Origin of the sequence: Actinoplanes sp. CA-131856 (assembly GCF_050956135.1) — a bacterium.
Taxonomy (GTDB): domain Bacteria; phylum Actinomycetota; class Actinomycetes; order Mycobacteriales; family Micromonosporaceae; genus Actinoplanes.
Genome location: NZ_CP191849.1, coordinates 335,420 through 347,753, shown reverse-complemented (window position 1 = coordinate 347,753; position 12,334 = coordinate 335,420). Strand labels below are relative to the sequence as shown.

Sequence of the window (12,334 nt, the reverse complement as noted above, 5' to 3'; positions counted from 1 at the left end):
ATCCACAGGAGGGTTATCCACAGTGGAGAACTTCCCGTAGCGGAGCCTTCACTCTTCCGGGTACGTTCTGGTCCCGGTAAGCGACGTGACACTGACGCACGGTGAGGAGCCTCCGGCATGGCGCGGGAGATCGACGAGGCGTGGATCAGCGAGGCCATCGACCGACATCGTCGCGTCGAGCGGCTGCGGGCCGATTTCGAGCGCGCCGTCGAGTCGCACACGGTCTCCGTGCACTCGCCCGACGGTTCGATCGAGGCCACGGTGACCGCCACCGGCCGGATAACCGACATGCGCGTCCACGGCGGTCTGCACCACCGCGAACCCTCCGAATTCACCCGCGAGCTCCAGGCCGTGGTGGCCACCGCGGCCGACGCCGCCCGCTGGGCGCGCGACAAGCTCCGCGGCGAGATCTTCGGTCAGCCGCGCTCCCTGGGAGAGGACTGACATGGACCACCTCGCCGAGAGCCTCGACCGCGCGGCCGACGACCTGCGCGCCGTCGAACGCGCGGTGGCCCCGCTGACCGTCCCGCCCGGCTCGTTCGCCGAGACCGCAGCGGGGCTGCCCGGCCGCGTCGGCCGTTCCCTGCACGAGCATTGGAGCGCCTCCGTCGCCGCCCGCGCCCGAGAGGCCTCCAGCGCCTCGGCCCGCCTCGCCGGCATGGCCACCTCGGTCCGGGCCACGCGCGACGGCTACCGCGAGACCGACGACGCGGTCCGCCGCCGCCTGGAGCTCTGATGGATCGCCTCGACCAGTTGCTCGACGCCGCCCACCCCCTGCTGCGCCGGGTGGAGGAGGTGCTCGACGCGGCCGGTGCCCCCGCCGAGCACAAGATCTGGCAAGAGCTTCGGCGCGTACGTCTCCTGCCCGCCGACGCCGTCGCCGCCGTGGCCGCGCTCCGGCCCGAGGCGCTGACCAGGGCCGTGCCGTCGTTGCGAGCCGCCGCCCGATCGTGCGCCGGCGCCGCCGCCGACCTGCCGCCGCCCGGGGAGTGGGAGGGTGAGGCCGCCGAGACGTACGACGATCTCCGCCGCCGGGTCGCCACCCACCTGGCCGGCGCCGACGACAGCCTCGACGAGCGGCTGGAGGCGACGGCCGACCTGACCGAGGCCCTGTCCGACTGGATGACCCGGGCCCGCGACACCGTGGCCACGGCACTGGGCGAGGCACTGCTGTCGGCCGAGGCGCTGACCCTGCAGACCACGCCGGTCACCGCGCCACCCGGGACGGCCGAGATCGAGGCCGCCGCCACGGTCGCCGCCCACGTCCTGCGGACGATCGCCGGGCTCTACACGGAAGCGGAGGAGCTGATGCACAACTCCACCCACCTGACGAGCCCGATCCCGGTGTAGGGGCCTGACATGGGTGCGGCGCCGCACTCGAATCCGAGTGCGGCGCCGCAACCCCCTGCACCCCCCGCAGGTGTACCGATTACTCAACGCCATCTATCGATGGTTGTCGCGGGGTTACGACGGCTTCGGGCCGCTCGGGCGAGCAGGACCGGACGTCCGTCGCCGCTGACTCATCCGTCAGGAGATCGACAAGTCTCCATACGGTCGACGCCGGTTCCGGATCATCAGTGCCGCGAGCGACGGCGGCGCATGGTCACGGCCACCGCGGCGATGCCCGCCACCAGCAAAGTTCCACCGGCCATGGCCAGGCGGTCGAGGCGCGGGCCGGTGACCGGAAGACCACCGCCGGCGCCACCGGTTCCCGCACCGGCGGGCTGACCGGCCGCGGGCGAGACGGCGGCGGATTCCAGCACGCCGAATGCCAGGTCCAAAGTGGTCCGCGCCTGAGGGCCGTAGCCAGGCTTTCCGCGGTCCTTCGAGCCGTGCTTGCCGGCGGTGGCCTGAACCAGCGAGACCTTGACGGCCGTGGCCTTGGCCGCGATGGCGGTGCCCTTAGTCGCATGCCGGACGTCACCGAGCGAGACGCGCAGCCGGGTGCCGGCAGTCGTGCCCGACTCGGTCTCCGGCCCAGCCTCCGGCGCGGTCTTTGGAGTGGTCGGTCCAGCCTTCGGTGCCGCGGCCACCGGGGGCAGGCCCGGCACGGCCGGGACAGGCAGGCGTCCGCCCTTACCCAACGAAGTCAGGCCGGAGAGGCGGCTCAGCGGCACGGACTCCGTCGCGTGACGTTCCGGAGTCAGTGTGATGTCGGCGTGATCGCCCGGCGCCTCCAGCCGCTTCGTGGCGATGCCGTCACCCGAGACCTCCACGACGGCCGGGCGGTAGTCGACCTTGCCACCCTCGGCGGCCGACATCGAGGTGGTCAGCACCGGCGGCCGCAGCACACGCACGAACACCTTGCCGCCGGCCAGCTCGATCCGGCCCGCCTTCACAGTGGACGATGCCACCGACTTGGCCGCTTCGCCGCTTCGCTCCAGCGCCGTCGTGCTTTCGCTCGAGAGCTTCTCCGGTACGCGGACAAGCCCGTCCAACAACCGCAGGCTCGTGACCCCGGCCTCCGAGCGGGTCGTCTCACCCACAGCGCGGCCGCAGGCCATGCCGGCGTCCCAGCGCGCGTGCGCCTTCAGCTGCCCGGCCCCGAGCTTCATCGGCCCCGCCTTGCCGGCCGACGTCGCCCGATGCGCCGCCTCGGGATTGGTGGGCGGCGCCTTCTGAAGCAGCGGCTTGCTGAGCCCTCCACTGCCCTGAGCCGACCCGTCCAGCAGCCGCCCATAGGCCGCCGCCGCCACCTTGGCCTCAGCGATCATCGCCGTCCGGGTCTCCCCGACCCCCACATCGGACAGCGTCGCGGTCTTCCCACTCTCCGCGACAGCACCCTTCCGCGCGTCGTCATCAGAGCCCTCAGCCCCGGCCGAATCCCTGTCACTGTCGAACTCGTCGCCGTCTTTGCCGGATTTGTCGCTCTGAGCGCCATCTTTGTCGGAGCTCCGGACAGTGCCGTCGTCCTTGGCGCCCGCAGCGCCCTCGTCGCCGTCAGCACCATCCGCGCCCGACCCGCCCACGTGGCCGCCGTTCGTACCCGAGCCATCCGCGCCGTTGGCGCCGTTCGCACCCGAGCCATCCACGTGCGCCGCTCCACCGGCACCATCCGCGCTCGAACCGCCGCCGTTCGCGCCCCGGCCGGCATCGTTCGCGCCCCGGCCGACATCGTTCGCGCCCCGGCCGGCATCATTCGCGCCCGAGCCGGCATCATTCGCGCCCGAGCCGACATCGTTCTCGCCCGGATTCCGCGCGGCCGCCACACCGGCCGCGTTCACCCGCGACTCCGCGACTCCGCCATCCATCGCTCCTCCGGCGCCGCCACCGCCCGAAATGCCGGAAACCGCCGCAGATCGGCCGGACGCCGTCAGTCCACTCACGAGGCTCTCGCCGTGCTCACCCAGACGGCCGGTGACCTCGTTGGCCGGGGTGACCACGTCAGCCTCGCCATCGGTGGCCGCCTTGACCTTCGGGCGCGGCGTCAGCGTGCCCAGCACCGCCGTGCCCAGCATGCCGATGCCCTCGCTCAGGGTGTCGCTGTCCTCGGGGTCGGCGATCGGTCCGTCCGCCGCGCCCAGCACCCGGGCCGCGGCACCGGTGTCCCGGGCGCTCTCCGTCTTCGGCTTCTTGTAGCGGACGTCGGGAACCTGGACGGCGAGCTTCTCGATGCGCAGCATCTCGGCACCGGACTGGGCCGCGTAGCTCTCGGCCCGCTCACACGGTGCGGGAGCGGCGAACGCGGGCAGCGGGGCGCTGAGAGCACCCGTGAAACCGAGCGCGACGACACTGGCGGCCAGCGATCTGGCGGGCGTCATGGGTAGTTCCCTCCCGATGTGCTCCGAGTTGAGCGACGTCTACGGGTCTGCCCAACGACGGTCGATTGGGGCGGTTGTGCCGCATCTATGCGACAACCCTGCCGGGTAGCCCAAAACCGGCATTTGGTGCGCGCTTTTCCACGTCGTAGGGTGGTGACCATGGGCATGCTGTGCGCGGTCAGCTTCAACCGGTACGGCCGCCTCTACTACCTCGACCCGGGCGAGTTCTCGCCCCAGGTCGGCGACCGTGTGCTGGTGCCCACGGACGACGGCCCCGAGGTGGCGGAGTGCGTCTGGGCGGCGCAGTGGGTGAGCGAGGAGACCTCGGGCTTCCCGAAGGTCGCCGGCATCGCCGACGACAACGATCTGCGGCGCGACGAGTTGCTGCGCAAACGCAAGGCCGAGGCCAAGGTCGCCGCCAAAAAGCTGATCAAGGCGCACGAGCTGCCCATGAAGGTCGTCGCCGTCGATCACGTGCTGGACCCGACCGGCGGCAACAGCGCCCGCACGACGATCTACTTCACGGCGCCCCACCGGGTCGATTTCCGGTCTCTCGTCCGCGACCTCGGCGCCACCCTGCACTGCCGGGTCGAGCTGCGCCAGCTCTCGGCCCGCGACTCGGCCCGCGTGCAGGGCGGCATCGGCTCATGCGGCCGCGACCTGTGCTGCGCGACGTTCCTGACCGACTTCGAGCCGGTCACCATCCGCATGGCGAAGGACCAGGACCTGCCCCTCAACCCGCTGCGCATCTCCGGCGCCTGCGGCCGGCTCATGTGCTGCCTCAAGTACGAACATCCTCTATATGCCCGTTTTGCCGAGTCCGCCCCGCCCGTTGGCAGCCGGGTGACAACATCTGAGGGCGATGGCCGGGTCGTGGGCCACAGCGTTCCGAAGGATTCGGTGACGGTGCGCCTGGACTCCGACGGTTCCCGGTGCTCTTGCTCGCGCGCCTCGGTCTGTGGACCGAGACAGGCTTATGAGGGCCGCGAGTCGTCCGCATGACCACATTTGGCTGACCACGCTGGGGTGAACTCGGTCTCGACCTGCTCCGCCTTCCAAGGCGTCTGCCCCGCTTTGGGGCGCCCCTTTCCACGGGGGATCACGCGGATGAAGGCAAACGCATCCCGCAGGACAGCGCGCTGCTCTGCCAGGTCCAGCCGATTGAACTCCGCGCGTGCGGTGTCGATGTCGATCGGGCCCTGCGGGTGCCCCCGCACTTCTGCCAGCGCGGCCTTGATCTCGGACAATTCGTCCCGGAGCGGCGCGGTGCCCGCGCGCAGAGCGGTGCGGTCGATGAGACCCGCCGCGCGGTCCTCGATCAGTTCGGCCATCAGTACTTCGATCTCCGACTCGCGCTCTTTCAGCGACGTGAGATCGATCGGCGGGGCGTACGCCCGGAATGTTGTTCGCCCAGTCTTCCTCATCTGCTCGATCAGGCGGGACACGACCACGCCGTCGGCGAAAGCTAACGGGAGTTGGCAATGCCCGCGGCTAGCGGCCTCGTCTCTCAGCCCCTGACACACGTAGATCGGTGCGTCGCCCCGCTTGCTCGCTCCCATGGGGCCGCTACAGGCCGCGCAGATGGCGATCCGAGACAGCAGTGTGGCGAGCTTGCCCACCGTGCTGTCCGGACGCTCGCGGTCGGCCAGGAAGGATTCCATCGCACGCCAGGTTGCTTCGTCGACGATCGGCGTCCAATTGCCGTCACCCATGATCTGGCCGTACAGGGTAGATCTTCCCATGTTGCGCGCCGCCCGTAAGAGCGATCGAACGGCGACATTGTTCCAGCGCCCGGACGGGGCGTAGTGATGCTTAGGTGACGCCTGCGGCCGAACGGTCGCTGGGTCTGGCGCGGATGTCCTGAAGCCCGCCTCGTTCCACTCCCGGGCCACCGTCGTGAGCGGTTTTCCCGCGAGTACGTCGTGGTAGGCCTTTCGCACGGCCGCCGCCTCCGCTTCGCGGACCGTGCCGTCCATCTCGTAGCCGAAAGGCCGTCTGATCCACTGCGGTCTACCGGCGGCCACCCGCGCATCGTTCGCCAGGATCTGCCGCTCCGCTTTCCGTTCGGCTTCGGCCGATGCGACTGCCGCCAGGATCCGGGCCACCATGCGACCGGCGTCGGTGGTCAGGTCGATGTCGCCGGTGGCGGTCGCCACGCCGATGTTCCGTTCCAGTGCCAGGTCGATCAGGCACTCGAGATCTCTCATCGAGCGTGTCACCCGGTCCAGATGCCAGGCGACGATCAGATCAGCGTTGCCAGCTTCAACCATGCGAACGACGCGCTGCCAGCCAGGACGGTCCATGAGCCGGCCGGTCGTGGCGGAGACCGTATCGTCGACGACATCGACCACCTGCCATCCGCGGGCAAAGGCGAGCGCGCGACATGCTTGCTCCTGGCGGTCCAGTCCCGCGCCGTTGCCGGCCTTGTCCACGCTCATCCGCAGGTAGAGGACTGCACGCAGCGCCGTGGTGGTCGAAGCGGCCTGCATGGCGCGGCGTCTGGCCATGCTCTTGATACGGGGCAAGCTAGGCACGCGACTACCCTAGGAGCCTTCGCTGCTCCCGGTCAAGAGAAAAGCGAGCATCAGCGCACCTGGATCGGCTCCTCGATGGGGTGGGCCACGAGGGGCTCGGCCGGGCGCAGCCACGACGCGTCGGGGGCGCCCTGCGGGTCGGCCTCCCATTTGCGGCTGATCTTGTCGATGCCGATCGGGTGGATGGTGAGCGTGCCGTCGCGGTCGATGTGCAGGCGCAGGAAGCTTTTCGCGTCTTCGATGCCCTGACCGGCGAAGAGCTCGTTGACGTTCACGTCGAAGCGGCTCGCGATCAGCAGGTAGAGCGCGCACACCTGGGTGGCCACGAAACCGCCGACCGGCAGGTAGAGCACCGCGGCCACCACCAGCGGCCCGGGCCAGGACCACTCGTGGAACGGCAGCCGCAGCCACAGCCACGTGCCGCCGGCGGCCAGCGCTATCTGGGCGAAGCCGTGCAGCAGGCCGAGGATCCAGTGCCGCGCGTGTTTCGGCTTGTCGGCGCCGGGCGGCTGGGCGAACAGCACCGCGCCGGCCAGGATCACCGCCAGCATGAAGACCAGCGGAATGCTGAACAGCCGCTTGAAGATGTCGTCCTGCACCACCGCGCCGGCCATCGCCAGCATGGTCAGCGTGGTGATGATGCCGAGCATGGTGGCGAAACCGGCGTTGCGGGTCGTGACCCGGTGGAACACGCCCCAGCCCATCCGCCGCGACGCGTCCGCGTCGGGGAAGGCCTTTCGGAACGGGTAGGTGTGGCTCACGCTGCGGTTGCGGGTCAGCGTGCCCTCGGGCGGCACCACGATCTCGTCGGGCAGCTGGGCCGTGCCGAGCAGGTAGGCGCCCCCGCCGCCGCAGGTGATCAGCTGCCGGTCGTCGTCGCCGTAGCGCGCGTAGTGGTGCAGGTCGCCCGAGACCATCACCCGGACCGTCGCCTTGCGGGGCGCGATGATCGTCCGGACGAAGTAGTCGATCGCGTCGTAGTCCTTCGGGTCGTCGGCCGCCTTCACCCATTTCGGCGACGGCGTCATGAGGATGACCCTGTCCTCCGGGCCGAGGTCACGCGCCGCCTTCTCGAAGTACAGCAACTGCGGATCGTCGATGTACGCCCCGAACTGCTCGTCGATCGCGAAAAGCCACCAGTCCGAGGGCAGCTTGACTGCGAAATACGACCTTCGCTGCTCGGTGCGCCACCCGCCGATGTGCCCGTCCTTGCGCCGCGCGAACAGCCGCAGGAACGCGGTCAGACCGTCGTACCAGTCGTGGTTGCCCGGCAGGGCGAACAGGGTCGGCCGGTGCCCCTCGACGGGCGGCTCGGGCAGGGCCGCCCGGTAGGGCCCTTTCATCCGGCTCTCGTAGCCGTCGCCGCTGGCCAGCGGGTAGACCTGGTCGCCGCCCATGAGCAGCAGCCGCCCGCGCGGCAGCGTCGCGTCGCCCACCGTCAGCGTCGGCTGGGCCAGCAGCCAGGCCACCGAATAGGTGGCGTGGAAGCCGTCGCCGAGATCGGCCACGTAGTCGAGCCAGAGCTCGCCGTCGGGTGTCTTGGAGTGGTCGAACCAGCCGCCGTCGAGCGAGTTCTGCAGCTCGCGTTTGTCCAGATAGGCGCCGAAGAGGATCGCCAGCAGGGCCCTCAGACCCGTGCTGAGCAGCAACAACGGCGCGAGCCAGCCCACCGGGCGCTTGGGTTCGAAGCCCAGCTCACGAGGATCCATGCTGGTCGGCCGGCGCGGCACGACCTGCCCCTGCGGGGCCGGCTGCGGGTGATCGTCGGTCACGCCAGGCACAGTAGTCCCGTCGTACGACAGATTCGCTCCCCCGTTTACAGCGGACCCGCCGAACCCCGGCCGGACCGATGGCGTACGATTGGTCATCGTTGCCGCCTTAGCTCAGTCGGCTAGAGCGACGCACTCGTAATGCGTAGGTCGTCGGTTCGATTCCGACAGGCGGCTCAGAGAGAAAGCCCAGGTCAGCGACCTGGGCTTTCTTTTTTTGCCCCGCGTGGCAGGATTCTCGGGTGGTCGACATCTATGAGCTGTTGCCGCGCGAGCGCACGCCCGTCGACTACCGCGACCTCGTCGACGATCCTCGGATTGATCAGGAAGGCTTGCGGCAGCTGGGCCGGAACCCTTTCTCCTTTGTTCGCAGCGCTGTCGCCCGTTCTCCACGCGCCGACGCCACCACGCTCGCCGCTGTCTCTCTCGACGGGCTGGACCGGTGGACCCGGAACAGCATCCTGCTCGCGACAGCCCGGCATCACAACGCGGACCGTTCCACGTTGCTGAAGGTGTTGCGGGATGTCCGCGCGCTGCTCAACCAGCCGGGCGAACGTCCCTTCGCGGCGGCTCTCGCCCTGGCTCGGCGCACGGAACTCAGTGCGGCCGAGGTGCTTGATCTTCTCGAGCAGCCCAACGCCTCGCGAAGGATGGCTCGTGGTGTCCGGCGCGCGCTGGCCGAGCGCTAGGGGGCGAGGTTCAGCGGTGGCCGGCTCGGGTGGGGCCGTCCGGGGTCTCGTCGTCGTTGACGCCCAGCAACTCGGCCATCTCCTCCAATGGAGGTTCCTGCGGGCGGTCGGCCGCGATCAGGTCGGGCGCCTCGAAGTCGGGAGCCGGTGGGACGGCCGTGGAGGCCGGGGCCGGGTGTACGCCGTCGCCGGTCAGGAGCGGGGCCAGGCGGTCGCTCACCGCCGTGCCGATCTCCTCCGGCGGGCGGTCCGCGTCGAGGACCAGGTAGCGCCTCGGGTCGGCGGCGGCCAGGTCGAGGAAGGCGTAGCGGACGCGCTCGTGGAAGGAGCGGGACTCGCTCTCCAGGCGGTCCGCGCCCTCGCCCCGGGAGTCGACACGGCCCAGGCCCACCGTCGGGTCGACGTCGAGCAGGACGACCAGGTCGGGTTTGAGGCCGCCGGTCGCCCAGGAGGACAGCCAGGAGATCTCGGCGACCGGGAGGGTGCGGCCGGCGCCCTGATAGGCCAGTGACGAGTCCACGTAGCGGTCGCTGATCACGACCGCTCCCCGGGCCAGGGCCGGCCGGACCACAGTCGCCACGTGGTGGGCCCGGTCGGCCGCGTAGAGCAGCGCCTCGGCCCGCGCCGACGGGGCGTCGCCCTTGTCGAGGACCAGGCGCCGGATGCGGGCGCCCACGTCGGTGGCGCCGGGCTCGCGGGTGACGACCACGTCGTGGCCCGCCGCTTCCAGGGCCGCGGCCAGGCGGCGTACCTGTGTCGATTTGCCCGCGCCCTCGCCGCCCTCGAACACCACGAAGACGCCGCTGCGCACGAACTGCTCGTCCGGCGAGAGCGGACGGCCGCGAATGGAGCCCCACAGGTCGGCCAGCACCGGAACGCCGCGCTTGTCGTCCATCTGGCGGAACGAGCTGATGCCCACCGCCACCCCGGCCGCGCCCGCCACCAGCAGCAGGACGCGGGTGAAGGACACGTCGAAGCTGAGCACGCCCAGGTCGACGCGGCGGGAGCTGCCCAGGCCGACCAGGAAGCCGGCCAGGGTGATGGCCAGGAGCAGCACCATCCGTACGCCGATCTGGACCACCGCGAAGACCCGGCCGCGGACCGCGTCGTCGACCTCGCCGTAGAGCAGCGTCGTGCCGGCCAGGAACGCCATGCCGGCCCCGGCGCCGACCAGCAGCGCGCCGACCAAAGCCATGGACAGGTGGAAGGCCACGCCCAGGAACATCACCGAGCCGCTGGCCAGGACGATGCTCATGCCGAACCAGCGGCGGCGGGAGAGCTCGCGGATGATCATCGGGCCGAGGCCGATGCCGAGCGCCAAGCCCATGAAGATGGTGCCGAAGAGCAGGTAGAACGCGGCTTCACCGGCGCCCAGAGAGGTGGCGAAGGTCTTGGCCGCGCCGATCACGATGCCGCCGGCCGCGAACGCGCCGAAGATGCCCAGGACCAGGCCCCGGACCAGCGGGGTGCCGCCGATGTATTTCCAGCCGTCGAGGAACTGGCGGACCATGCTCTGCTCTTGGGCCTCGCGCTGACGTTCCTCGCTCTTGCCGCCGATCTCCTTGATGCCGAAGAAGACGGTGAGCGCGGTGACCAGCCTCGAGATCGCGTTCAGATAGAGCGCCAGCTGGACCGGCTCGGCCCAGTCGGGCAGGGTCACCCCTGATTGCTGTACGCCGGCGGTCAGCGCCGAGAGGACCAGTGCGGCCAGGATCGGCGTGATGCCGTACGTCGTGACCAGGGTGAGCTGGTTCGAGACCTCGATCCGCGATTTCGGGATGAGGTTGGGCACCGCGGCTTCCTTGGCCGGGATCCAGATCAGCGTGATCGTCTCGCCGATGAAGGTGGCGATGGCGGCCCAGGCCACGGTGACGCCGGGCGAGCCGCCCAGCAGCGGCACCAGCGGGATGGAGCCGTAGAAGACGAAGCGGATGAGGTCGGTGATGACCATGGTGTAGCGCCGGTCGAACCGGTCGGCGAAGACACCGGCGATCGGGCCGAGCAGCAGGGCCGGCAGCAGGCGGACGGCGATGGTGCCGCCGAAGGCCGCGCCCTGCCCGGCGCTGCTCTGGAACTGGGCGGCGGCGAAGATGCCGGTGGCGAGCAGGCCGATCCAGTCGCCGAAGGAGGCGAGGCCGAGCACGAGCCAGAGTCGCCGGAACGGCCGGATGCGCAGCACGGACCGCAGGGCCGCCGCTCCCGACAGGTCTACCGGCGCGGTTTCCCGCTTTTCGGTGTCGATGGCCGTACCTCCCGTGATCCCCGCAGGGTGCACTCTATCGGGCGGCCACGACCGCCCTGTTCACCCACGTTCGGGTATCGAAAAAGTGAAGGCCTTTCGCGTTGCCTTCATCACGCGTTAAGTTGCTCGCGTGATCGACCGCACACTCCTGCAGAAGCGGCTCGACCGGGCCACCGCGCATCTCGAGACGCCGGTGGCCGCCGTCGACCTGGCCGCCTTCGACGACAACGCCGCGCAGTTGGTGGCGCGCGCCGGCGGCAAGCCGCTGCGGGTGGCGAGCAAGTCGGTGCGCTGCCGGGCGCTGCTGGAGCGGGTGCTGGCCAAGCCCGGCTGGAGCGGCGTCATGGCGTACACCCTGGGCGAAGCGATCTGGCTGGTGCGCGAAGGGCTGACCGATGACGTCCTGGTGGCGTACCCCACCGTCGATCGCATCGCCCTGCGCGAGCTGACCACTCAGCCCGATCTGGCCGCCGCCATCTCGATCATGGTGGACCACCCCAGTCATCTCGACCTCGTCGACCAGGTGACGCCGCCGACGGCCCGGCCCGAGCCGGTGCGGCTCTGCCTCGACCTCGACTCGTCCTGGCGTCCGACAAATCACATTCATTTGGGTGTACGCCGGTCGCCCGTGCACTCGGCGGCCCAGGCCGGCGCTCTGGCCCGGCGACTCGTCGAGCGCCCCGGCTTCAAGCTGGTCGGGATGATGTCGTACGAGGCCCAGATCGCCGGATTGGGTGACCTGCCGCCCGGGCAGTCGCTGAAGGGCCGGGCCATCCGCCTGATGCAGTCCCGGTCGTTCCCCGAGCTGCTCCAGCGCCGAGGCGCGGCCGTGAAGGCCGTCCGCGAGCACGCCGACCTGGAGTACGTGAACGGCGGCGGCACCGGAAGCGTGGCCGCGACCGGCGCCGATCCGGCGGTCACCGAGGTCACCGCCGGTTCGGGGCTGTACGGCCCGACGCTGTTCGACGCCTACAGCGCGTGGCGCCCGACCCCGGCCGCTTTCTTCGCGCTCAGCGTCGTGCGGCGCCCCGCGCCGAGGATCGCCACGGTGCTCGGCGGCGGATGGATCGCCTCCGGGCCCGCCGAGACGTCCCGTCAGCCCACCCCGTATCTCCCGGAGGGCCTGAAGTTCAAGCCCGACGAGGGACCCGGCGAGGTGCAGACGCCACTGGTCGGCCCCGCCGCGGCGACGCTACGGCCGGGTGACCGGGTGTGGTTCCGTCACGCCAAGGCCGGCGAGCTGTGCGAGCACGTCAACGAGCTTCAGCTGATCGACGGTGAGACAGCCGCGCCGACCCCGACCTACCGCGGGGAGGGCCATGCCTTCCTGGGGTGACCG

10 protein-coding genes and 1 tRNA gene are annotated in these 12,334 nt (G+C 70.5%); 7 read left to right on the top strand and 4 right to left on the bottom strand.

What is annotated here, in order from left to right:
• The first annotated feature begins 117 nt into the window (after positions 1 to 117).
• From ACQP2X_RS01610 to ACQP2X_RS01600, 3 genes are read left to right on the top strand one after another with little or no spacing between them, the layout of a single operon-like run.
• Positions 118 to 444, top strand: coding sequence for a YbaB/EbfC family DNA-binding protein (locus ACQP2X_RS01610; protein WP_498693872.1), 327 nt, complete (start codon positions 118 to 120; stop codon positions 442 to 444).
• 1 nt (position 445) lies between these two features.
• Entirely contained in the window at positions 446 to 736 is a 291-nt protein-coding gene (locus ACQP2X_RS01605; protein ID WP_498693870.1) for a hypothetical protein, read from the top strand.
• A complete protein-coding gene (locus ACQP2X_RS01600; protein WP_498693868.1) occupies positions 736 to 1,350 on the top strand; it encodes a hypothetical protein in 615 nt (204 codons plus the stop codon). Before ACQP2X_RS01605 ends, ACQP2X_RS01600 begins: the two co-directional genes overlap by 1 nt.
• A gap of 224 nt (positions 1,351 to 1,574) precedes the next feature.
• On the opposite strand, the gene ACQP2X_RS01595 is transcribed toward ACQP2X_RS01600, so the two are convergent.
• Entirely contained in the window at positions 1,575 to 3,761 is a 2,187-nt protein-coding gene (locus ACQP2X_RS01595) for a hypothetical protein (RefSeq protein WP_498693867.1), read from the bottom strand.
• Positions 3,762 to 3,920: 159 nt separating this feature from the next.
• Here ACQP2X_RS01595 and ACQP2X_RS01590 point away from each other — a divergent pair, with 159 nt between their 5' ends.
• Positions 3,921 to 4,763 carry a PSP1 domain-containing protein gene (locus ACQP2X_RS01590; protein WP_498693864.1) on the top strand — a complete coding sequence of 281 codons (843 nt, stop codon included), beginning with the start codon at positions 3,921 to 3,923 and terminating at the stop codon, positions 4,761 to 4,763.
• On the opposite strand, the gene ACQP2X_RS01585 is transcribed toward ACQP2X_RS01590, so the two are convergent.
• The gene (locus ACQP2X_RS01585; protein ID WP_498693862.1) at positions 4,736 to 6,295 is read right to left on the bottom strand and encodes a recombinase family protein; all 1,560 of its coding nucleotides are present in this window, start codon (positions 6,293 to 6,295) and stop codon (positions 4,736 to 4,738) included. The genes ACQP2X_RS01590 and ACQP2X_RS01585 overlap by 28 nt on opposite strands.
• A 50-nt stretch (positions 6,296 to 6,345) precedes the next feature.
• Positions 6,346 to 8,163: a metallophosphoesterase gene (locus ACQP2X_RS01580; protein ID WP_498693861.1), complete on the bottom strand. Its 1,818-nt coding sequence runs from the start codon at positions 8,161 to 8,163 to the stop codon at positions 6,346 to 6,348.
• A gap of 4 nt (positions 8,164 to 8,167) precedes the next feature.
• Between ACQP2X_RS01580 and ACQP2X_RS01575 the strand changes: the two genes are divergently transcribed.
• Together ACQP2X_RS01575 and ACQP2X_RS01570 are read left to right on the top strand one after the other, a co-directional pair.
• Positions 8,168 to 8,241, top strand: a tRNA-Thr gene (locus ACQP2X_RS01575).
• 65 nt (positions 8,242 to 8,306) lie between these two features.
• A complete protein-coding gene (locus tag ACQP2X_RS01570; protein ID WP_498693860.1) occupies positions 8,307 to 8,753 on the top strand; it encodes a hypothetical protein in 447 nt (148 codons plus the stop codon).
• 10 nt (positions 8,754 to 8,763) lie between these two features.
• On the opposite strand, the gene tmk is transcribed toward ACQP2X_RS01570, so the two are convergent.
• The gene (tmk, locus tag ACQP2X_RS01565) at positions 8,764 to 10,896 is read right to left on the bottom strand and encodes a dTMP kinase (protein WP_498700768.1); all 2,133 of its coding nucleotides are present in this window, start codon (positions 10,894 to 10,896) and stop codon (positions 8,764 to 8,766) included.
• A 229-nt stretch (positions 10,897 to 11,125) separates the two neighbouring features.
• Here tmk and ACQP2X_RS01560 point away from each other — a divergent pair, with 229 nt between their 5' ends.
• A complete protein-coding gene (locus ACQP2X_RS01560) occupies positions 11,126 to 12,331 on the top strand; it encodes an amino acid deaminase/aldolase (RefSeq protein WP_498693857.1) in 1,206 nt (401 codons plus the stop codon).
• Positions 12,332 to 12,334 lie beyond the last annotated feature (3 nt).

Bases quoted from the DNA above. Each gene is read 5' to 3' on its own strand.
- ACQP2X_RS01610 (WP_498693872.1), top strand. From the start codon at position 118: ATGGCGCGGGAGATCGACGAGGCGTGGATCAGCGAGGCCATCGACCGA.
- ACQP2X_RS01605 (WP_498693870.1), top strand. From the start codon at position 446: ATGGACCACCTCGCCGAGAGCCTCGACCGCGCGGCCGACGACCTGCGC.
- ACQP2X_RS01600 (WP_498693868.1), top strand. From the start codon at position 736: ATGGATCGCCTCGACCAGTTGCTCGACGCCGCCCACCCCCTGCTGCGC.
- ACQP2X_RS01595 (WP_498693867.1), bottom strand. From the start codon at position 3,761: ATGACGCCCGCCAGATCGCTGGCCGCCAGTGTCGTCGCGCTCGGTTTC.
- ACQP2X_RS01590 (WP_498693864.1), top strand. From the start codon at position 3,921: ATGGGCATGCTGTGCGCGGTCAGCTTCAACCGGTACGGCCGCCTCTAC.
- ACQP2X_RS01580 (WP_498693861.1), bottom strand. From the start codon at position 8,163: ATGACCAATCGTACGCCATCGGTCCGGCCGGGGTTCGGCGGGTCCGCT.